The sequence below is a fragment of the Priestia sp. USM5 genome, assembly GCF_058323215.1.
On the sequence record NZ_JBSGKN010000001.1, the window covers coordinates 2442361 to 2464669 of the forward strand.

The 22309-nt window shown below is 37.8% G+C and carries 22 protein-coding genes and 3 tRNA genes; 13 read left to right on the forward strand and 12 right to left on the reverse strand.

The window, feature by feature from the left end:
• Positions 1-103: 103 nt before the first annotated feature.
• A complete protein-coding gene (recQ, locus tag ACWATA_RS13215) occupies positions 104-2239 on the reverse strand; it encodes a DNA helicase RecQ (protein ID WP_028413422.1) in 2136 nt (711 codons plus the stop codon).
• A gap of 270 nt (positions 2240-2509) precedes the next feature.
• Here recQ and ACWATA_RS13220 point away from each other — a divergent pair, with 270 nt between their 5' ends.
• The 5 genes from ACWATA_RS13220 to ACWATA_RS13240 all read left to right on the forward strand — a co-directional run bounded on the left by ACWATA_RS13220 (position 2510) and on the right by ACWATA_RS13240 (position 5147).
• Positions 2510-2929 carry a hypothetical protein gene (locus tag ACWATA_RS13220; protein WP_028413423.1) on the forward strand — a complete coding sequence of 140 codons (420 nt, stop codon included), beginning with the start codon at positions 2510-2512 and terminating at the stop codon, positions 2927-2929.
• Positions 2930-3265: 336 nt separating this feature from the next.
• Positions 3266-3592 (forward strand): YflT domain-containing protein, encoded by a 327-nt coding sequence (locus tag ACWATA_RS13225; protein WP_013056955.1) that lies wholly within the window; start codon positions 3266-3268, stop codon positions 3590-3592.
• Positions 3593-3703: 111 nt separating this feature from the next.
• A complete protein-coding gene (locus ACWATA_RS13230; protein WP_230683508.1) occupies positions 3704-3970 on the forward strand; it encodes a hypothetical protein in 267 nt (88 codons plus the stop codon).
• Positions 3971-4234: 264 nt separating this feature from the next.
• Positions 4235-4789 (forward strand): DUF3231 family protein, encoded by a 555-nt coding sequence (locus ACWATA_RS13235; RefSeq protein ID WP_033578924.1) that lies wholly within the window; start codon positions 4235-4237, stop codon positions 4787-4789.
• Positions 4790-4853: 64 nt separating this feature from the next.
• Positions 4854-5147: a hypothetical protein gene (locus ACWATA_RS13240; protein WP_028413425.1), complete on the forward strand. Its 294-nt coding sequence runs from the start codon at positions 4854-4856 to the stop codon at positions 5145-5147.
• 26 nt (positions 5148-5173) lie between these two features.
• Here the strand turns inward: ACWATA_RS13240 and ACWATA_RS13245 are convergent, their stop codons facing one another.
• Complete coding sequence (locus ACWATA_RS13245; protein WP_473049915.1) at positions 5174-7240, reverse strand: FUSC family protein; 2067 nt, start codon at positions 7238-7240, stop codon at positions 5174-5176.
• 298 nt (positions 7241-7538) lie between these two features.
• Complete coding sequence (locus tag ACWATA_RS13250; protein WP_473049916.1) at positions 7539-8354, reverse strand: hypothetical protein; 816 nt, start codon at positions 8352-8354, stop codon at positions 7539-7541.
• Positions 8355-8532: 178 nt separating this feature from the next.
• Between ACWATA_RS13250 and ACWATA_RS13255 the strand changes: the two genes are divergently transcribed.
• Complete coding sequence (locus ACWATA_RS13255) at positions 8533-9471, forward strand: VanW family protein (protein ID WP_014460203.1); 939 nt, start codon at positions 8533-8535, stop codon at positions 9469-9471.
• A gap of 73 nt (positions 9472-9544) precedes the next feature.
• Here the strand turns inward: ACWATA_RS13255 and ACWATA_RS13260 are convergent, their stop codons facing one another.
• The 3 genes from ACWATA_RS13260 to ACWATA_RS13270 all read right to left on the reverse strand — a co-directional run bounded on the left by ACWATA_RS13260 (position 9545) and on the right by ACWATA_RS13270 (position 10675).
• A complete protein-coding gene (locus ACWATA_RS13260) occupies positions 9545-9667 on the reverse strand; it encodes a YjcZ family sporulation protein (RefSeq protein WP_013083059.1) in 123 nt (40 codons plus the stop codon).
• 188 nt (positions 9668-9855) lie between these two features.
• The gene (locus ACWATA_RS13265) at positions 9856-10368 is read right to left on the reverse strand and encodes a GNAT family N-acetyltransferase (RefSeq protein WP_325076788.1); all 513 of its coding nucleotides are present in this window, start codon (positions 10366-10368) and stop codon (positions 9856-9858) included.
• A gap of 82 nt (positions 10369-10450) precedes the next feature.
• Entirely contained in the window at positions 10451-10675 is a 225-nt protein-coding gene (locus ACWATA_RS13270) for a YczF family membrane protein (RefSeq protein WP_325076787.1), read from the reverse strand.
• A gap of 146 nt (positions 10676-10821) precedes the next feature.
• Between ACWATA_RS13270 and ACWATA_RS13275 the strand changes: the two genes are divergently transcribed.
• Genes ACWATA_RS13275 through ACWATA_RS13285 form a run of 3 tightly spaced genes read left to right on the forward strand, consistent with a single transcriptional unit; the run spans position 10822 to position 14778 of the window.
• Positions 10822-12444: a spore germination protein gene (locus ACWATA_RS13275; RefSeq protein WP_473049917.1), complete on the forward strand. Its 1623-nt coding sequence runs from the start codon at positions 10822-10824 to the stop codon at positions 12442-12444.
• Positions 12434-13657, forward strand: coding sequence for a Ger(x)C family spore germination protein (locus tag ACWATA_RS13280; RefSeq protein ID WP_432231519.1), 1224 nt, complete (start codon positions 12434-12436; stop codon positions 13655-13657). The genes ACWATA_RS13275 and ACWATA_RS13280 overlap by 11 nt, the downstream gene beginning before the upstream one ends.
• A gap of 20 nt (positions 13658-13677) precedes the next feature.
• Positions 13678-14778, forward strand: a complete 1101-nt coding sequence (locus ACWATA_RS13285; RefSeq protein WP_473049918.1) for a GerAB/ArcD/ProY family transporter — start codon at positions 13678-13680, stop codon at positions 14776-14778.
• Positions 14779-14975: 197 nt separating this feature from the next.
• On the opposite strand, the gene ACWATA_RS13290 is transcribed toward ACWATA_RS13285, so the two are convergent.
• The 6 genes from ACWATA_RS13290 to ACWATA_RS13315 form a co-directional block, all read right to left on the reverse strand.
• Complete coding sequence (locus ACWATA_RS13290; RefSeq protein ID WP_028413444.1) at positions 14976-16376, reverse strand: Na+/H+ antiporter NhaC family protein; 1401 nt, start codon at positions 16374-16376, stop codon at positions 14976-14978.
• A gap of 215 nt (positions 16377-16591) precedes the next feature.
• Positions 16592-16663, reverse strand: a tRNA-Gly gene (locus ACWATA_RS13295).
• 20 nt (positions 16664-16683) lie between these two features.
• A tRNA-Leu gene (locus ACWATA_RS13300) sits at positions 16684-16765 on the reverse strand.
• A gap of 26 nt (positions 16766-16791) precedes the next feature.
• Positions 16792-16865, reverse strand: a tRNA-Trp gene (locus ACWATA_RS13305).
• A gap of 239 nt (positions 16866-17104) precedes the next feature.
• Entirely contained in the window at positions 17105-18499 is a 1395-nt protein-coding gene (locus ACWATA_RS13310) for a phospholipase D-like domain-containing protein (RefSeq protein ID WP_473050222.1), read from the reverse strand.
• A gap of 367 nt (positions 18500-18866) precedes the next feature.
• Complete coding sequence (locus ACWATA_RS13315; RefSeq protein WP_014460213.1) at positions 18867-19136, reverse strand: hypothetical protein; 270 nt, start codon at positions 19134-19136, stop codon at positions 18867-18869.
• Positions 19137-19432: 296 nt separating this feature from the next.
• Here ACWATA_RS13315 and ACWATA_RS13320 point away from each other — a divergent pair, with 296 nt between their 5' ends.
• The 4 genes from ACWATA_RS13320 (at position 19433) to ACWATA_RS13335 (ending at position 22245) form a co-directional block, all read left to right on the forward strand.
• Positions 19433-19618 (forward strand): hypothetical protein, encoded by a 186-nt coding sequence (locus tag ACWATA_RS13320; RefSeq protein ID WP_028413446.1) that lies wholly within the window; start codon positions 19433-19435, stop codon positions 19616-19618.
• A 22-nt stretch (positions 19619-19640) separates the two neighbouring features.
• A complete protein-coding gene (locus ACWATA_RS13325) occupies positions 19641-20762 on the forward strand; it encodes a GerAB/ArcD/ProY family transporter (protein WP_224980117.1) in 1122 nt (373 codons plus the stop codon).
• A 96-nt stretch (positions 20763-20858) separates the two neighbouring features.
• A complete protein-coding gene (locus ACWATA_RS13330; RefSeq protein WP_028413448.1) occupies positions 20859-21092 on the forward strand; it encodes a hypothetical protein in 234 nt (77 codons plus the stop codon).
• 25 nt (positions 21093-21117) lie between these two features.
• Positions 21118-22245, forward strand: a complete 1128-nt coding sequence (locus ACWATA_RS13335) for a GerAB/ArcD/ProY family transporter (RefSeq protein ID WP_473049919.1) — start codon at positions 21118-21120, stop codon at positions 22243-22245.
• The last annotated feature ends 64 nt before the right edge of the window (positions 22246-22309 follow it).

Genomic DNA, 22309 nt, shown 5'->3' on the forward strand with positions numbered 1-22309 from the left:
CCTCCTTTTTATGTAATCTGATTTTTCTAACATTTATATCTATTATTTTATCAGTAAACTCGCTTATTCAACACAAAAAGCTCCTTTAATAGGAGCTTTTTGTTTACGATAGCTGCTTCATTTTTTGTTTAAACAGTGCTACTTTTATCATAAAATAAGTGATGTTTTCAGGTAATTCTTCTTTGATTGGCTTTAACTTTTCATCGCCTACTGACGAAGCAGCTTGTAAAATTTGCTGTTCGTCTTCATCCGAAAGAAAAGGCGTCCAGTCGATTTCTTTTTCTTCTTCCGCGCATTTAAACAAATGGTTTTCAATGGTAATGCGGCTCAACTCACGTTCTTCAGCAATTTCGTCTAAAGATTTTCCTTGCTGAAATAGCTCATACGTCATTAAGTGAGAGCCTTCTTTTGATGAAGCTCTTGCTTTTTTTGGAGCAGGCGCTGAAACTTCTCGCTTTCGGTCTGGATGTTCTTCACAAAACTGTTTGATTTCAGTCGTGAATCGTTCTCCGTATCGCTCTTGTTTTTGTTCTCCAACTCCTTTTACAGTGGCGAACTGTTCAAGAGTTACCGGAAGTTTTGTACACATATCATGAAGAGTGTCGTCTGAGAAAATAACAAAAGGAGGCACGCCCGCTTCATCTGCTAGCTGCTTTCGAACGGAGCGCAAATGAGCAAACAGTTCGTCATCTTGGACAATTTGCTTCACTTCCATTTGTTCTTTCCTCATCACTTTTTCCGTCCCAAGAAGCACCCCTTTTCCTTTGGACGCTACGGATAAAGTAGGAAATGACCCTTGTCCTACTAAAATAAACTGCTCTGAAATCAAATACTCGATAAAATCGCTCACTTCTTTAGCCGACCGGTCGCTCATGACGCCGTACGTTTTCAGTTTATCAAAACCAAAATCAACTACTTTTTTATTTCGAGAACCCGTTAACACTTGAGCAATCATCATTTTACCGAAACGTTCGCCCATACGAATCATACAAGATAACACTTTTTGCGTATCGACCGTTACGTCTATTTCCACGCGATCATCCGTACAGTTGCTACAGCGGCCGCACTCATGTGCTTCACTTTCTCCAAAATAATGAAGAATATACGCTTGCAAACAGCCTTCTGTATGACAGTAGTTCACCATATTTTGCAGCTTTTCAAGATCTTGAATCTGCTTTTTAGGATTCGACGTTGACTGTTCAATCAAAAAGCGCTGCACGCGAATATCTTGAGGTGAATAAAGTACGATACACTCACTTGGAAGTCCGTCACGACCAGCACGTCCTGCCTCTTGATAATAGCTTTCCATATTTTTTGGAAGCTGATAGTGAAGAACAAAGCGAATATTCGATTTATCGATTCCCATTCCGAAGGCAGACGTGGCTATCATTACCTGAACATCATCTTGAAGAAAGCGGTTCTGCTCTTCATCACGGCTGCTTGCGTTCATACCAGCATGGTATTTTGATACGTTAACTCCTGATTTTTGCAATCTAGCGTGAAGCTCTTCAACATCTTTACGCGTAGCGGCATAAATGATGCCTGCTTCTTGGTCATTTTTACGGATATACTGATCGATATAACTGATTCGATCCTGACCTTTCACAACAGCGAACGATAAATTTTCACGTTCAAACCCAGTCATCACCGTGTACTCTTCGTTAATATGAAGAGCTCTGCAAATATCTTCACGCACTTGAGGCGTCGCAGTAGCCGTTAGCCCCATCACAATCGGCGCATTAGACAGCTTGCTGATGAGTTCATTGATACGCAAATAACTTGGTCTGAAATCATGCCCCCACTGTGAAATACAGTGCGCTTCATCTACCGCTACAAGCGGGATAGGAAGCATTTGAAGCTGTTCTAAAAACTGCGGAGACTCCAGTCGTTCCGGCGCTACATAAAGTAACTTATATTCACCAAGCGCTACTTCTTCTAAGCGCTGCTGTACCTCCGTGTGAGTCAGCGAGCTGTTAATATACGTGGCCGGAATACCAGCTGCATTCAGCGTGTCCACTTGGTCTTTCATCAAGGAAATCAACGGAGAAATCACCAGTGTTGTACCTTCTAATAATAATGAAGGAATTTGATAACAAAGTGATTTCCCTCCTCCTGTTGGCATAATACAAGCGGTATTGTGCCCTTCTAAAACATAACGAATCGACTCTTCCTGTCCTTTTCGAAACGAATCATAACCAAAATAGGACTGTAAATGTGTTAAAGCTTGTTCAAACTGCAAAATAGCGTCCTCCTTTAAAATAAGTAGAAATAGTAGTTGAGGGATTCATTAGAAGGAATTGAGACGTAGGATTTTATTTTATCAAATCTTAGAGGAAGTTGCACAGAATTCGTTGATTTAAGGATATAGCAAAAATGATAAGCGAAAAGCCATCAACTTATAACTCTCTTTCCTATCACAAACAATCTTTTTATGTATGTCAGGACTCCTTTCCTAAAAATCTTTCCCCATTCCATTCTTTTTTCCTGTATACTTAAGAATAGGAAAGAGGTGCTTATCACGAGACATCCTGTAGAAACGATTTATTATTTAGAAAATCCACAGCGTAATATCTCAACATATGCTTCCACAACTCAGTTAACGGTTGAGTCTGTTGTGAAAGATGTGTTTGGTGTTGCTTGCGTAGCAGATATTCAAATTATGCTTCAATATAATAAAGAATTCCGCAAAAGTATTAGTCAATTACACAATGCGATGGACGATGATCTTACGTTAGAAATGGTTTTTCGAGTTGCTTCAAAAGAAGATTTGCTTCGATTTAAAAAACGTTTACTTGAAAGTAGTTTAGATGACGCAGAAACGTCAATAGACTGTCCATTCAGCGCAACCATTCAATTACAAGATGGTCGATATACATGGAACGAGTCTACTTCTGTTTATGAAAAACAAAAAGAACGTCTTTCATCTTAAATTTCTCTATTTTTATGTATGCAAAAAGCCTGGATCTTAGCTGTTTAAGATCTAGGCTTTTTGCAGTTTGTACTGTACCTTAAAAGGTCAAAAAAAAGATGCAGGAAAAAGGCTGGCTAAAGCCTTCTTCTGCTTATTGTCCGCCAGATTCTCCTCAAAGATAACCGCGCTGTTTCCTCTTCTCCTATGTTAGACTTTTTAACTCAATTTTATGAAATAGGTTTTATCTCTTCCAATAACGTGTATACACAAAGCAAGAGGATAAGTTACTTAAACTTCTCTTCATTACTAAACATATTCTAGAAAGTTGTCTATCATACAAGGAGGTTTTTTGAAATGGTAAATGTAAAAGTAGTTGAAAATGGCGTACAGGCAAAAGATACAATCGAACAATTTTTGCGTGAAGGATTTACAAAAGACGAAGTTTATTTACTTGCACACCATCAAGATCGCTCCGAGGATTTAACAGCTGCAACAAATACAAACAATATCGGCCTTTCTGAACAAGGTGTTTTTGATGCGATTGCGAATGTATTTCGTTCTCGAGGAGACGAGCTTCGTGCCAAAATGCGTTCATTAGGCCTATCACAGCCGGAAGCTGAACGCTATGAAGAAGAATTAGATCACGGCAAAGTAATCGTGGTTGCATCAAAAGTTGCTTAATCTAAAAGCCCTACAGCAGGGCTTTTTTATTTTTGTCTTCTGCCCTTTTTCCCCTTTCATTAAAGAAGTCATCCCTACATATTATTATGAAGATAAGAGTTACTGTGAGGAGTGATATATTTGATTATAGGAATTGAGTACACAAAGCGTGTGAAAAATGGATTAGTCGTTAAAAATATTCCTTACAAGATACACGATAAACCTTGTGATGAAGGCTGCTGTAAAAATGATAAAACGATAGGCGTCAGAGACAAATTAAGGGTTAATTGGCTGTTAAACGTTTTTATGCCCAGTAAAAATATAACGGTATTTGATTATAAATATTGGTCAGAAGAGCTAACTTCTTTATGGAGAGAGTATCGGAGAAAAACTGTATAATACTCAAGATAAAAAGTCTCCTTGATGAGCAAGGAGATTTTTTTCTATTGACTTTATCTTCTAGCACCAACCTATTTATTAAGCATTTCAACAATTTTTATACCTTTAGATGTTTGTACCATCACTATTATAAATTGCTGAATGGGATGCTTTTTCTTCCACTCATCATAATCAATTTTATATGTAACATTTCTTAGCTGTGTTTATCCTTTTCTGCTGAAGGTAATAATGAAGATGCATAAACTATATAAAGGGTGAAAAGTTATGATTAACGTCATTGAGACACTACTTGATTATATAAAGAACTCTTCTACAGATGATCCGCCCCCTCGCCCACATATCGGTGAGACTATGGGATGCTGGCTGTATTTTACTGCTTTAGCGGAAGAAATACCTGCCTTAGAAACTTGTCTTAATACAACAACCAACAGTGAACTGCTTAAGCTTGCTCAAGACTCAAAAAACCTGGCTGAATCTCAGATTGATACACTAAAAAAATTAATGATTAAAGAAGGAATTCCCCTTCCTGAAATACCGGCTACCAAACCGAAATCCGACCCTAACAGTATTCCATTAGGAGCAAAAGCCACGGATTCTGAAATCGCTAACTTAATATCTATAAAAATTGCCTCTAATATCGTCATGTGCAGCACGAATATGGGACAATCTATTAGAACCGATATTGGATTAATGTGGTTGAAATTCCACACTGAAAAGGTCATATTAGGATCAAAAATAAAAATTCTAATGCAGCAAAAAGGATGGCTCAAAATTCCGCCTTATTATTATCCACCTGGAGCCCCTCATAACTCTAATTGAAGTGTTCTTAGGTAAAACAGCATAGATAATCTTACATCCAACACATTTAACGAGGTGCTTGAACATGGATTTCCCTACAATTCATACAAATTTTTGGGACGCAGTCATTGGTGTTCCTGTCGTATTAATCGTGACGCAGCTGATCAAATGGCTTTTTCATCCTAAAAAGCAATTTGTTCCGACTATCGCTTTAGCTGTCGGCGTGCTTTTTTCAGTATTGATCAGTCACCCTCATCATATTATTGCCGGATTGTTTATGGGATATTTTTATGGATACGCCGCAATTGGAAGCTATGCAGGTCTTAAAACAACGTGGAGAACGATTAGAAAAGATACGTCTCCTTATTCATCAGACTAAAAACCAGCGAAGTATTCGCTGGTTTTTTATTCTTCATTGCTTATTTCTTCTGCTCCTAGCTCTTTGGCTAAGTGAACAACCGATTGATTGATTTTCCATACGTAATAAATGTTATGCAGCAGCTGCAGATGCTGTAAGTTTCTTGATTGAACGGACGTATCAAAATAATCTAAAGATTGTTCAATCTTTTGTCTTACATCTTCAAGCGTGTATACATACGTTCCTCTTTCTCCTCGTAATGCTTTTTCAAGCTGAGTGAAGTTGCTTGCCACTTTCTCTTCCACTTCCTTTACTACGCCATGAAATTCTGCTTCCTTATAAAAAGCTTCGTTTCTAGTAGAAGATGCCACCAAATGCTTAGCGTAATAATTAATAGCGGTAAAAACAGTTAAAAATTGCTGAAGACGTGAACGGCCAACGAAACCTTTGATAATAGGATCTGAATCGACATGAAGCTGTTTTAGCTTTTTTTCTAATTCCATTCCTTTATCAGCTAAATTGGCAAATGCGTACTGATTCGTAAAACGATGTAAATAAGTATGAACAAATTCTTTTAAAGCCGCTACGTATTCTACTGAAGTGTCGGTTATTTTATCTCTTGTTCTTTTAGGAAACACAAGAGCAGATACGGCTAAGCCAATTCCAACTCCTACGACCGTATCTAACACGCGGGCCAGCAATAAACTCTCTGAAATTCCGCCAAGAAGCATGTCATACATAAAGGCCAGCATCATCGTAATCCAAAAACTCATAAACGAATACGTAATGGGAAAGAAATAAAAAGCCATAAACACACAGATAAAAAGCAGCGTTACTTCAAGTATTCCAGGGGAAACGTAGCTTGCAACAACAAAGCCGACAGCTGCTCCTAAAAGCGTGCCTACGCTTCGCTGCACGGCTTTTACAAACGTACTTCCTATCGTTTCTGTACCGAGAAGCACTAAATAGCCTGCTAAGAGCGCCCAATATTGATGCGATGGAGATAAAAACGAGCCAAATATTAATGTCGCAACAGCAGTGATGACCGCTTGAATAGACTTTTTCGTAGACGGTTTTAATCCTTTTTCTTCATCATTATCCTCTTCGTCTTCTTGTTCTTCCGCTTCTTTTTGAGGCTGTTTTTCTTGTTTCACAATTGCTTGCTGCAGCTCATACGCTTCATCAATGACATGATTTGATATCGTTTCGATACGGCGTATTAAGTAAAGCCAGTCTTTATACCTTTCGTCTTGAGGTTCGAGTTCGCTTAATTTTTGGCGCAGCTCTTGCAAATGCTGAGCTGCATCCGTTAAGGAATGAGTAGGATTTTCATTTAATACCTCTGCTTCGCGAATCGATTCCACTAGCTTTAACAGCACCTGCTGAATATCAAAATGATTAAATGCCTTTAATTCACTGAGTTTTCGGATCGCCGGAGAATATGTCTGCAGCAGCATCACTGTATCAAATACATAAAGGCGCATTTGCTCAGCTGTTACGCCAGGCCATATGTCGTGAGGATCTGTATTTCCAAGCTCTTCTGATGCTACACGGGCATACTCCGCTAGTTTTTTAATATTGCGGTTATACTGTTTGATTTGAGCTGGTTCAATTTGTTTCTTTTGAATTAACTCAATAATTAAATCAAGCACCAAATTTACTTGAATATGAAAGGATTTCATTGAAGACCTTAGCACGTTGGAAGGCCGGTCTTTAAAAATAACAAAATTATAGATAAATGCACAGCAGGCTCCTACTATAACGCCAGCTAACAGCCACGGCAGCTGAGAAAATGTAACGTGTAAAATAGAAGCAAAATAAAACGACATAAATGCTACCATCGACAGAGAGAAGTAGCGAATACCAAATTTCTGTAAATAAAAAGACAAAAACACCAATAGAACGAGAAAGATATTTTCTGCTTGTCCATATCGTGATAGAAACGAGCCAATTCCAAGAGAAACGGCGCTGGAAAGTGCTACTAATCCTGTTGTCACTTTTTTTGCTTTTGTTGTTTCATCATTTACAACCAATATACCCATCAGGCCGATTACGCCCGATAAAATAGCAGCGGTAATTTGAGAGCTTCCCGCTGCTTTTAATACAATCAGCATAATAACGACAGCTGTAATGACACTGATCGTAGCTTTAGAAGCTGTTTTGAACCTTTTTCGTCCAGGATCTGCAGCGACTAAGCGGCTAAACCAATATGAAAAAATAAAAACCCTCTCCTTTCGTGCTGTAAAGTTCTTTGTAGAAAGAGTAATATTATTACTTATACCCTTTTTAATTCTTTTCTATCGTATGTAAGTATGTTTTTCACTATAACATTGCAAACGGCTAAAGAACTAAACAAATGCTTAAAAACACATCTGTTTTCTGTCAGATGTGTTTTTAAAAAATAATGGCTCATTACAGTGTAAGAGAAGAAATTTCCCACCCGTTTGTTAACGGATTTCTTTTTAAAGTAAAAACCATCGTTGTCTTTTGAGCCCCTTTATCTTCGTAATAAATAAGACAATCTACGGCGATTTTCTCTTTTGTTTTATACTTTTTCGCATGAAATAAGTCCGTTTTATAATAAATGGTGGAGATCCTATGCAGTTTTGCCCATAGCTTATGCTCTTGCTTCACGCGCAAAACCGGCTGCATTAAGGCATCGTCATCTTGCTTTAATCCTGTTAAAAACATATTTACGACTTCTGCCGGCTCAGCTTTTAATGCATATTCATCAAGCTTTCCTCCTGCTTTTAATACCATTAACTGATGACCTGGATCTACATTTTGAGACTTGTGAGTCGTACTTCCTGCAAAATGAATGCAAAAATGACCAGGGAACCCATTGTCAAGCGCACCGGCTCCGTGAGGCATTCCGTTCATGGAAGCTGCAAGCATTTGGCCTTTAAACGGAATAAGAACAGCTCTTCGGTTCCAGCTCCATTTTCCATTATATAAGTGCTTCATTACTTTCGTATCTTGACGTGTAAGCGGCTGAACATCGGCATGGTGTGAGCCTGCTCTTCGCTGCACATAAAAGTAAAAACCGGTTTCTACATCAATAACTTTAAATTTTTTCCCCTTTGGCAGTAAGCTTTCTACACGTTTCCACTTTAATACTTTTCCTGTGTCACTTACCGGAAAGTACGTAAGGTTTTCTTCTGCTTTCATCTTTTGGGGATGCACAAAAAAACTAATAAGCATAAAGACTAAAACCATTAATTTTGTCATTGTCTACCCTCATTACCTTGTAGTTTCTCTATGTAATATGCGAAAGTACACATACAATTATAAATAGAAATTTTTACACGCTCGACTCATGGAAAATAATACAAAAAAGAGCTTGTGAATCCTATACATTAAACGGTTCATTTTATTCATACTAACAGGTGAAAGCGAGGTATATGATATGAATTTCACTTGGATGGTTGGACTTTTAATGCTCATTCAACCTCTTTCTACACAAGACCACCTATCTATTACTCATGACGGTAAACCAATTGAACAGATTGAACGGGACAAAGTGGCCGTGCCTCTTCTTCCTGTACCTATGGTTGATCATGATCGATACAATCTTCTTCTAAAAGAATTGGATAAAAAAACATATAGAGAGCCCATAAATGCCCGCATTGATAAAAGCGGACAAATTGTTCCTGAGCAAGCGGGTGTCAAACTATATCATAAAGATTTTGTGGAGAAATTTTATACTTATTTTTTTAACGGCGGTACGTCAACATTAGAAGTTCCGACGCTGCCTGTTCCGCCTCGCGTGGATAAGGAGCTGCTTGCAACGATTCGCATTAAGCAAATCGGTCATTATCATACGGTATTTAACCCCCATAATAAAAATCGTTCCCACAATATTTCTCTTGCGGCTGAATCACTAGACAGCAGCGTCATATTTCCTGGGGAAGTTTTCTCTTTTAACCAAACCGTTGGAAAAAGAACGGCAGCAAAAGGGTATATGCGTGCGCCAATCATTGTAAAAGGAGAGTATTCCGAAGGAGTTGGAGGAGGAATTTGCCAAGTTTCTTCTACTTTATTTAATGCCGTCGATAACGCTGGCGTAACGATTACGCAGCGCTACTCACATAGCCGCAGTGTTTCCTACGTACCTCCTGGACGAGACGCTACCGTCAGCTGGTATGGACCTGACTTTCATTTTAAAAATACGTACAGCGACCCTTTATTGATTCGAGCGCAAGTACATGGCGGAGTCGTAAGCGTGGCCGTGTACTCTACTGATGCGATTGAATACAAGCCTCGCCGCGTGCCTTGGGCTTCTAATGAACCCTTGCCAAAAGAGAAAAAAATTGAATCGCATGTTGATACTGAGCCTGCTGATTAATCCTCTCTTCCAGCTTTTTATAATGAACATAAAAAAGCCTAAAGGGTATCCTTTAGGCTATTCAGTGATATAATTAGCAGCCGTAGTAGCCACCGTAACCACCGCTATAACAACTACATCCAATAATTACTAATAGAATAAATAATACAACTAATAAAGCGAAACCAGAACCGAATCCACATCCAGCATTAGACATACAAGCACTCCCTTTCAATGTGATTTTCTGATGCTAAAACAAAGAAGGTTCAAACATGGGGTGTTTCTCATGGATAGCTTATTGTATGTCTGCCTAGACGTTTTGGTTTGCTGTCCTGCTCATTTTTTAAAAATCGGGCTTGTTTTCGTCTTTATAACTCGGAAAATGTAATTGCATAAAAGTAAAGCTCATTTCCACTCTTCCTTTAAAATCGCGTAATAATATTCATCCCACCATCCTTTTTCAGTTGGAATACATTTTTTAAAATACCCTTCTCTTCTCATCCCGATCTTCTCCATAACACGATAAGAAGACGTATTCTCAGGTTGACAAGTAGCAATAATCCGATGCAGTTTCATTATGTTAAAGCCATAGTCCACTATTGCTTTTGCCGCTTCTGAAGCATATCCTTTCTGATGATAGAGAGAATTAAATACCCAGCCAATTTCATAAGTATGGTCCCCAAAATAGGTAAAAAAGACGATATGACCTATTAAGATTTTTTCGTTTTTTAATACAACTGGAAAATTTTTAACGTTTTCTTTCATATTTTCATTTACAAATTTCTTCGCATTATCCTTACTAAAAACACCTTCTGGTATGTACTTCATGACAGTAGCATCAGATGTATATGTGTAGACATCTTGCCAATCCTCATATTTAAATTTGCGTATTAGTAGTCTGCTAGTCTCAATGTTCATGTGTTTCTCCCCTATCTCAAAGCTATCTTTCTATACGCTTGTTTCGATAGTGAAGATATAAAAACCTCTTTGCACCAAGTTACTAGTGCTTTTGTTGACGCTTCTTTAAAACAAGGTAAAGTGACTCTGCGAAAAAGAAAAACAAAAGAGAAAAAAGGACAAATAATTCGGCCACTTCCATTACACGAAACGTGCTTAAAGCATTGTATAGTGCCTGCAGTACGTTCATTCCTTGAAAAAGATCAATTCCTACAGAAAGAGCGATCACAGCTCCAAATAGCAGCAGGCTAACTCCAATAATTTTCATTATTTTCTCTCCTTACCTAATCGTTACTTACCTCATAGGGTCGTCATTTTCATTTACCGTCATGCAAAAGATTTTTTGTTAAAAATTACATAATTATACGGTTTTTGGTCAAATTAATAAAAACTAAAGTAAGGGTGCTTTCATTTATGCCTTCGTTCTTTAAGAATCAAAAGTCTAAAAGTAAACTTCCACCTCAGGCAAATCAAACAAGCAGCGAACAAACAGCTTCTTCTCTTAAGAATTTGCTGTCTGAGAATCTTACCCTCATTAAAGAGAAAACTGGAAACAGCTCAGATATTGTGATTCGTCATTTTAAACTAGGTGTCAATAACAGCTTGGCTGCTGCTATCGTCTACATAGAAGGGATTGTAGATAATCAGGCTATTCAAGATTACTTACTGCAGTCTCTTATGAAAGATAATCAAAAAAATAACCTAAACGATCAAAATGCATTAGAGTTAATTTCCGAAGACATCGTAACAATTGGCAACGTATCGTTTGCAGACAACTGGAATGATTTACTTTCTTCTTTGATGTCAGGAGACAGCCTTCTTATTGTCGATGGCATAAACCGCGTACTCAGCGTGAGTACACAAGGCGGTGAAAAGCGTGCTATTTCAGAATCTACTACCCAAATGGTAGTGCGGGGACCAAAAGGTGCCTTTACTGAGTCTATTGGCACAAACTTAGCCATGGTTCGCCGAATTATTAAAACACCTGACTTATGGCTAGAATCGATGAAGATTGGCCGGGTAACTAAAACGGATGTCACTCTTATGTATATTCATGGCATCGCAAACGATAAAGTTGTAAAAGAAATTCGAAAGCGATTAAAAAACATTGATATTGATAGTATTTTGGAATCAGGTTATGTTGAGCAGCTAATTGAAGATCAAACGGCCACTCCATTTCCAACTATTTACAACACAGAAAGACCCGATGTGGTGGCGGGTAACCTTTTGGAAGGAAGAATTGCTATTTTTGTGGATGGAACTCCTTTTGTACTTATTGCTCCAGCATTGTTCATTCAATTTTTCCAATCGGCTGAAGATTACTACGCACGCTTTGATATTGCCACATCCATTCGTCTTTTGCGGGTGTTTATGTTTATGATTTCACTTATCGCTCCTGCTACGTATGTTGCGGTTACGACATTTCATCAAGAGATGGTACCTACAACGCTTATCGTAGCTCTTGCGGCACAGCGAGAATCCGTTCCATTTCCCGCGTTCGTGGAAGCTTTTTTTATGGAAGTCACCTTTGAAATTTTGCGTGAAGCAGGGATTCGTTTACCAAAAGCTATCGGCTCTGCTGTATCAATCGTCGGAGCTCTTGTTATTGGGCAAGCGGCGGTTCAAGCAGGAATCGTCTCACCAGCGATGGTTATTATTGTATCGATTACAGCCATTGCTAGCTTTGCCACACCGTCTTTCGATATGGCTATTTCAGCGCGTTTAATTCGTTTTTTATTTATACTAGGCGCGGCTACATTCGGTTTCTATGGCATTATCCTTATTCTTTTAATAGGGGTTGGACACCTGTGCAGCTTACGTTCATTTGGTGTTCCTTACATGACGCCATTAGCACCCTTTATTCCTGCAAGCAATGAAGATACATTGCTGCGGTTACCTTGGTGGACGATGAGAAGAAGACCTAAATTAATTAGTGATAACAAAGTTCGTCAAAGCAAACATCAAAAGCCTGAGCCTCCTTCTTCAAGAGGCATGATTAATCAGGAATTGGAAGAAGATGATCAAAATGAAACGTAAAAGTTTATTTTTACTGGTAATGACCATAATGATGGTATTGCTTACTAGCTGCTGGAGTAAAAAAGAGTTAACGGACCTTGCATTTGTATCGGCAATGGGCATTGATAAAACGAAAGATGGGCGGTATGAGCTTACCTTTCAAATTATTAACCCAGGAAATGTAGCTGGCTTACAAGGGGGCGGCGGTACTCAAAGTCCGCCTGTTACGATCTATTCTGCTTCCGGTGATAATTTAGTTGAAGCAAGCAGACGCGCTTCAGCTAGAATTTCCCGAAGACTTTATTATGCCCATACTAACTTAGTCGTGATTGGAGAAAAACTAGCGCGTGAAGAAGGAATTAACATTCTTATTGATTCTATTGATCGCGATCCTGAGTTTCGAATTACGACTTCCTTAGTCATCGCAAACCAGTCAAGTGCTGCTGATTTGGTAAAAGCACTAACGCCTGTCGATAAAATTCCAGCAAACAAAATTATGAAAACGCTGGAGTTCACTCAAAGAAAATGGGGAGAAAACCTAAAGGTTCCCTTTCAAGAAGTCATGAGATCTCTTGAATCTCCCGGAGGAGAAGCGCTAGTATCGGGTTTTCGTTTAGTTGGAAATCCTCAACAAGCAGAAAAATTAGATAATCTCCAGCAAAGCGCACCAGAAGCTACCCTTCGTGCTTCTGGCATTGCTGTTTTTAAAAATGGAAAGTTAATCGACTGGTTGTACAATAGTCCAGCCAGAGGAAGCGTTTGGATCCTTGATAAAATACAAGGAACCGATATTAATGTAGATTGGAAAGGAAAAAAAGAAGCGCTTGCCTATCAAACAGTTCGTCAAAAAACGGATGTATCTGTAAAGGTGATAAAAGGAAAACCTTATGCGTCCGTTCACACTCGCGTAGAAGGCGATCTTGGAGAAGTGGAGGTCCCTGTTGATACACGTCAACCTGCTGTAATCAAAAAAATGGAAAAAGCTGCAGGTAAAGAAATAAAAAAAGAATTACAAACAGCTATTAAACAAGCTCAGACAGACAAAGTTGACATTTTTGGTTTTGGAGCAGCGTTGGAACGCACACGCCCCAATCAGTGGGAAAAACTCAAATCAGAATGGGATGACGTTTACTTTCCAAAATTAGATGTAGACGTTACGGTAGAAGCTTATATTCGCCGAACAGGTCTGCGCAATAAGTCATTTCTTTCTAGCGTAAAAGAAAAACAACACTAAGATAAGGAGGTACTGGGTATATGGAAAAAGCAAAAATTAGCGCCACTCAATTATTTATTCTCATGGTTTTATTTGAACTGGGAAGCGCTCTATTAGTCCCTCTTGCAATGGGAGCGAAGCAAGATGCATGGCTAGCTATTTTAATTGGAATGCTGTGTAGCTTTCTTTTCTTTTTAGTCTATCATAAACTCTATTCCTACTATCCGGACCTCCTGCCTACAGAATATATGCAGAAAATTTTAGGTAAGGTATTGGGAACACTTCTTGCATTTGTATACATTGTCTATTTTTTATACGATGCATCACGAGTTCTAAGAGATTTCGGAGAGATGCTTCTTACTTTTGCTTATCCCGATACGCCTCTATTTATTGCCAATGCCTTATTGATGCTGGTCATTATCTATATTACCCGAAAAGGAATTGAAGCGATAGCGAGATCAGGAGAGCTTCTGTTTATTTTTATGTATTTTCTGGCTGTTGCAGGCTTCATTTTAATTATTAGCTCAGGGTTAATTGATTTCAAGAATTTACAGCCGGTATTAAAAGAAGGAGTGCTCCCTGTTGCAAAAGTTGCTTTAACCGAAACGCTGTATTTTCCTTTCACAGAGGCTATTGTATTTACCATGCTTCTTCCTTACTTAAGTAATCCTAAAAAAGCAAGTGTTACCATGATATGTGCAACGGGATTAAGCGGAATTAATTTAATTATTACAATGATTATTAACATTAGTGTGCTTGGAGTTGATCTGACGACAAGATCACAGTTCCCTCTTCTTAGTACTGTCCAAACGATCCAAGTAGCTGATTTTTTAGAGCGTCTAGATGTATTTTTTATGTTCGCGATGGTTATCGGGATTTATTTTAAAGTTAGCATCTTGTTTTATGCTTCTATAATAGGTACAGCTACTTTATTTAAAATTAAATCTCCTTCACGTCTAGCTTATCCTTTGGGCATCATTGTGTTATTTTTGTCGATTACAATCGCTAGCAATTTTCAAGAACACCTTTATGAAGGATTACACGTTGCGAGATATCTTTTACATATGCCACTATTTTCTATCATACCCCTACTGCTTCTGATTATCGCATTTTTAAGGAATAGGAAGAAGCAGCACAGATAGTGTATCTCTACTAAATAAAAAAATGGCGTTAAAATTATTGAGGTGATGTGCGTGTATATATGGTTTTATGATCATTTTGTTAATACCATCTTATTTCCACTTACTTGTATCATCCTAGTGTGCCTGTCATTAGGACTGTATGCATACTTTAAATTAAAAAAAATGAAAAATTGATACTAGACGGCTATTTTTCTCATTCAAAATAAGAAAGATACAACAAGATAGAAAGCAACTGTTATTCCCGCTGCAATTAAAGCTGGCTTTAATTTATATTTGGCATATTCAATAACAGATAAATCTAATATTTTGGCGATGGTATTCGTATCATCGCTTAAAGGTGAAGAAAACGCTCCAAAGGAACCGCTCGCAAACACCGCACCGATAATTAACGGCAAAGAAAGATCTGCAGAACTTGCAAGCGATACGCCAAGCGGCATTAAAATCCCCCACGTTCCCCAAGCAGATCCGATAAAGTAAGAAATAGCGGCTCCAAAGATAAACATGAACGGAGTGACAAACATTTGAGGAATCCACTTAGAATGTGCCGTCACGAAATTTGAAAAACCTAAGTCTTCTGTAACAGCGGATAATCCCCATACTACCGATAACAACAAAATAACGGACATCAAGTCATTGCCTCCTGTGATAAAACCATTAAGCAAATTCTGTAATGTAAAGCGCTGAAACAAGAAAAAAATGAGGGTAATTAACGTAGTCATAATTAAAGCTACTACCATCGCTTCTAACACGTCTGCTTTAATAAATGCTTCAAAAAAGGTGTGACTCTTACGATGTCCACTCCACCATGTTAAAAGTAAGGTAAGTGAAATCACAACAAGTAAAGGTACTAACAAATTCCAAGGCTTAGAAGGCAAATCCTTCGATACGCAAGGATGACAATCATGCCAATCTTTTTCGTCTTCTTCCTCGAGCTTCATAGGAGCCGTAGACGTTGAATGATGAAAAAAGCTGAAATAAATCCCTACTAAAATAATCACAATCGAAAAGAAATTATAAGGAATGCTTTGAATAAACAAAGAATAAGCGTCTTGTTTTATGCCTTGATGATCAATTGCCATTTGAATGATTGAGACCATATATCCCACAAATGCCGTTGCCACGGGAATTAAGACGATAACAGGAGTAGCAGTTGTTTCAATAACAAACCCTAGCTCTGCTGTCGTCATTTTCACTTTTTTCAGCAGCGCTCTCATAATGGGCGCGATCGTCACAAAACGAAAGGTGGGAGCACTGAATGTTCCAATGGTTGAAACATAGGTTAAAATAAGAGCTTTTTTTCTTGTATCAATTCTTTCTGCAGCTGTTTCCACAAAACCTTTAACTCCTCCAGCCATCTTAATCATTCCGATAAGCCCTGAAAACGCGTATAAAAAGACAACGATTTCTATATTACTTTTATTTCTAAGAGCTTGTACAACGTAGTGAAGTAACTTTTCAACACCTCCGACAATCGAATGATCAATCAAATAAGCGCCTACTAATAAGCCTAAAAACAACCCTGGCAGCACTTGTTTGGTGAAAATAGCTATTGGAATAACAATTAAAAACGGTATAATTGAAAACCAACTAGATTCCATAGGACTCTCCCCTATCTTAAAAACCATATTAGACGTCTTCACGTATCGTTCATTAGCTTTTAATGTAACCCCAATAATATGTGTATATTCATGAAAGCAATACGTATAAGCAGCACTGATTGAATAAACTATTTCTAATTAAAAACAGCATAGTAAAAATCTTTATTTCTACAACAAAAAAAGCAGTTTGCACATGCAAACTGCTTTTGAAAAGAAGCGGAAGACGAGGTTCGAACTCGCGACCCCCACCTTGGCAAGGTGGTGTTCTACCACTGAACTACTTCCGCGCAATATATAAAAGTAAAGATGCGGGTGAAGGGACTTGAACCCCCACGTCATAAGACACTAGATCCTAAGTCTAGCGCGTCTGCCAATTCCGCCACACCCGCGTGTGAATTGAAAAATAACTCCAAAATGGCAGGGGCAGTAGGAATCGAACCCACACTGACGGTTTTGGAGACCGTAGTTCTACCTTTAAACTATGCCCCTAGAAATGATTTCTTCAAAAGAACCTCGTTTATTGACGACGCTATATTATAATAAAACATATATGGAATTTCGTCAATAGGTCTTTTTATGAATCATGACTAGTACTGGCGACTTCAAAAAAACTGTGAGGCATATCACAGCTTTTCACACTTCCCACCACCAGTTGCAGCACCTTTTATCCTCTACCATTTATTTTTATAAGCTTTCTGCAAAAGCACTTTTTCAGGAAAAGTGCAGAACTATACAAAATGTCTCCAAAATCGCGTGAAGACTGAAAGAATATGGAGGAGTGCAGATTTTACAGGAGGCACGTTTTTTTGAGAATCCGTATTAAAACCCACAGGTTCCCCCTCATTTCCCACAAGCGTACTGTGAGAAATTTTAGTTTCAATAGCCCCTGTTAGCTCGGCTGCAAATTCTTCACTATCTATCATAACCATAGATTCAGTATTTAAAAATACAGAACGTGAATCTAAGTTAAAAGAACCAACTGCGCTCAAACGCTGGTCGTAAACAACGGATTTCCCGTGAATGGAATAAGGCTGTTGATATTCATAAAGCTTTGAAGCCGCTTTTATGACGCGGTTTTTCACTCCTAAGTATGCAGAAAAAGCCATAGCATTCGGAGTGGACGTAATAGAATTCGTTAAAATAATTCTTTGCACTTTAGATTTTACTGACTTATCTATATACTGTTCCATCTCTTTTGTTGGTACAATATAAGGACTTTGAACGACAATGGATTTTTCAGCTTGCTCAAAAAGCTTAATAAACGTTTTCCATATAAAAGGGCTTTTATTCATTCTTTGAATAGGGTTTGCAATAAAAGAAACCTTTCTTGTAGGCATCGTTGATTCTCTCCATACAATATAAGGATGGACAAAGGGTTCGTTTGCTTTTTTGGCCTCTTCGTATTGATCTATTAACAATTTCTTTCCTGAAAGGCCACGAAATTGTTTAGTTTTCTTGAGCTTTGGAAAAGCTTTGCGCGTATACGGGTGGTTCCATAATTTCTCTACATACTTCTCCATTGAGAGAATGACACTATTACTTTCTTGCTTTGTATTATAAATCAGCACATCACGGTCATAGACAAAATTTTTATCCGGTTGACTGGCCAAGTATTTATCTCCGATATTTCGTCCTCCACTAATACCTAATTGGCCATCGACTACTATTATTTTATCGTGAAGACGGTTATGCCATGTCCAAGGTTTAAGAATAGTAAAGGGCTCATAGTACTTTAATTCAATATTATTGTGGAAAGCTAGAGCATAAAGAACATTTTTTCTCTTGCCTTTTAGCCCATGAGAGATCCCGTCTAACAGCACTCGAATACGTATACCTCGGTCCGCAGCTTCGAATAAAGCACCCATAAGTAAATCCGACGAACGACCTTTGCCGATGGAAAAGTACGCAATATCGATTGTATGCCTCGCTTCTTGAATCATCTGCATCCGAACAAGCCCTGAAAAATAACCGTTTTCCAAAAGCATAACACGGTCTGTGGATTCTTTCTTTCCGTAAAAATTCTCAGTATTCATTACTTTTAAGTCTTTTCCCTTGTGCAAAGGGACATAAAACAGTACCACTGCAGTTACGAATACATATATGAAGTACAATACGACAATCATTATTAGTATATTTATTAGCATGTTTCCTGTCACAATCCCTTTCCATTCTTATCGTTCTGTTTTTATTAGGATTCTTACTTTTTTAACTTCTATACCTTTTAAAATAAGAATGGAACGATGGATTATTTGTTACACTACTGTTGATTTCCGTGCAAGCCTTCGCTTCCGCTCCTGCAGGGTCTCACCTATTCTGTTTTCCCTATAGGAGCCTTCGCCTTGCCCTCCAAACAACTGCTAAAAGCCATTATATACACGAAACCTACATTCACTCTGCCAATAAAAAAAAGCAGAAGTTCATTATCTTCTGCTTTTGCAATTTATACTCTATTGTGAACCTGCTGTAAGTCTAAGTAAAACAGCTACTCTTTTATTGATTAAGGTCGTTTTCCATATCTTTTATGTCTTGCTGAAACTCAGTTAAACGCTGACGCTGTGTTTCAGAAGCATTTTCAAGCGCATTTTCGATTTGCTGAGAGGCTTCGTTCACTTCACCTATCGCTTGCTTCGCTTCATGTCCATACGATGCATCATTTTTAGCTTCATTTGCCTGTTCATATGCATCTACTGCTTCTTTATGCCCCTGCTGTGCTGCTTGAAATGATTGTTGTTTATCTTTGTTATATGGGAATTTTTTCATCATAGTGCTCCTTTCCATTTGTTCACTCTATAGTGTGGCATTTTTCCACTTATTCATACGACGTTTCGATAGGTTGAAGCTGCGTAAATATTCCGCATAACAAATTCCTTTATTATTTAAGAGCGTCCAATGATATCTTTTATCCCTTGAAATACTTTCTATATTTTACATAAATGTATAATCACTTTCTTTAGCGGACATCATACGAATAGCCTATTTGAACGTCAAAATATATTGGGGTTGACTGCATGCACTTGTTTCTTTCCTTTTTGATCATTTGTGCAGGGGTTATATGGATGGAAATAAAAAGATTACCTCAACACTCTCATAAAAAAGAACGGAAAATTTTTATTGTATTCATGACAATCAGTATCATGATCGCTCTTGCAAAAATCTTTCGGCTGCCTCTACCGAACCCTTCTGATTGGGTAGAAGCAATGTTTCAGCCTTTAAGTCACTTATTATTCCGTTGGATCACTTAATTCGTGTATATGGCAAAAGGATGTGCTCATTTTGCTTAATGAAATCAATATTTCGGCTGCGCAATTTCGCAAGCTAGTAACTTTATATAGCATCGGAAGCACAATTATTGTTGTGCCTGCTGCTATTACGGCTGATGCTCATCAAGACGCCTGGATTGCAGCACTTTTCGGTGTAGCATCAGGAATTGGCTTAGTTTTGCTTTTTACCTCACTAGGAAAAATGTTTCCAACGCTTACGCTGATGGAAATGAACGAAAAAATTTTAGGTAAACTGTTTGGAAAGATTGTTTCTGCTGTTTTTGTATTATCCAATTTGTTTATCAGCAGTCAAGTTCTTTACTATGTAGGGAATTTTCTCACTACACAAATTCTTCCCTACACGCCGCTTACAGCCATCCACATTGCGTTTATGAGTGTGGTTATCGTAGGAGTACGCCTAGGAATAGAAGTTATTGCACGAAGTGCCGAGATTTTATTCCCTTGGTTTGTCGGATTGTTCGGACTTCTGATTTTGTCTATGATTCCGCAAATTAAAATAGAGCATATTCAGCCTGTGTTCGAAATACATCCAAAAGCTTTTATTCGGGCTGTTTTAACGTTTTTAAGCATGAGTTCTTTGACTTATACGATTCTGCTTATGATTTTCCCTTCCCATACACCAGACACAAAAAAGTCCACTCAATCTTTTTATATAGGGAATATAGCCGGTGGACTAGTGATGGTTACGTTAATCTTACTCGGAATTTTAGTGCTTGGTCCTTATTACTCCCAAATCACCATGTTTCCAAGCTATGAATTAGGAAGAAGAATTGATGTAGGAAACTTTCTTCAAGGAATTGAAGTAGTCATTGCTATTTTGTGGTTTATTACTCTCTTTTTTAAGCTTTGCATTTACTTTTACGCTACTCTTTTGGGGTTTGCCAATGTATTTCATATAAAGGACTACAAGCTATTTTCTTTTCCAGTCGCACTCATCATGATTACACTTTCCCTTATTGTGTATCCAAGCGTTTCTTATCAAAAAGATTGGGATACAAAAACGTGGATTCCCTACAGCTTACTTGTAGGCATCTTATATCCTCTTTTCCTTTTAATTGCAGGATTTATTCAAAACAAAAAGCAGCATTCTTCTAACAGCGACTAAAAAATCAAAAACCTTTAATAGAGAATGCACCTTCAGTATAAGTAGTTATTTTTCTGGAAAATATAACATTAATTATTCATGTATAGGAGCTAGTCTATGCTAGGGGTATTCGGGTTACTTATTGTTTGCACGCTCGTCATTTGGTTTGAAGTACCTAACTTACGGCAAAAAAAAGCGAAGAAAGAATTATGGCTATTCTACACAGTTCTTGTAATTGGAACGTCCGTAAGCATCTGTAAAGCACTGGGTTTGTATGTTCCAAATCCTTCTGATTTATCAGCTGCTATCTTTAGACCAATCAGCATATTTTTACTTCATTTATTATCTTAATACGTAAGACGAGGAAGTGAATACCGTGAAACCTGTAGTTAAAATTTCAACGATTCAATTTCGCATGCTCGTCATGCTTTATACAATTGGAAGCACAATTGTTATTGCTCCAGCGGCTATGACTGTTGATTCTAAGCAAACCGCTTGGATTCCGGCTATCCTTGGAGTAGCATGCGGATTTGTATTAGTGAAAGTATATATAGCTCTCGGACTTTTATTTAAAGATAAAAATCTGGTAGAAATCAATGATGTAGTATTTGGAAAATATCTAGGAAAAGGTGTATCTTGTTTATTTGTCCTATCTACTGTCATAACGTGCAGCCGCATTGTATACTACGTCGGAAGTTTTTTAAATACCCATATTATGATGGAAACGCCGCTGCTTGCTATTCACATTATTTTTATGCTTGTGGTTGTTTTCGGGGCAAGACTCGGGCTAGAAACAATTGCACGCTGCTGTGAAATCTTTTTCCCGTGGTTTGTTGGCCTTCTCGGGATTTTTATTTTTTCACTAACTCCTCAAATGAAACTTGAAAATCTTATGCCTTTAATGGACATTCACTTAAAGCCGCTGACTCATTCGGTTCTTATCTTTCTTAGCATTACTTATTTTACTTTTGCTCCTTTGATGATGATTTTCCCCCTTCATTTAAGAAAACCTGAAAAAGGAGCTAAAGCTTTAATGAGCGGCAGCCTGCTAGGTGGATTTATTATGATAATTGTTATTTTTTCTTGTATAATCGTTATTGGTTCTTATCATTCTTCAACTACCATGTTTCCCGTATATGAAATGGCTAAGCGAATTGAGGTGGGAAATTTTTTGCAAGGAATCGAGGTAATTATTGCCATTATATGGTTTCTTACTCTTTTCTTTAAAGTTTCTCTTTATTTTCATGCTTCCATCGCTGGACTTTGTCATATTTTTAACATCAATGAAACTCGATTTCTAACGTTACCGATGGGATTAATTGTTACGACTTTTTCCATTATTGTGTACCCAACCATTACCTATCAAAAAACATGGTTAGCCGAAACGTGGATTCCCTATAGTTTTTTGATGGGAGCTTTATATCCTTTTATTCTTCTTATCATAGGATGGATTCGTTTTAAACCAGCTAAAATAAAAATAAAAAAGATAATAAAATCCACATAAAAAAAGGTTGAGACATAACGAAATAAATCCAATCGAAAGACGAACAAATGAGATACATGAGCTC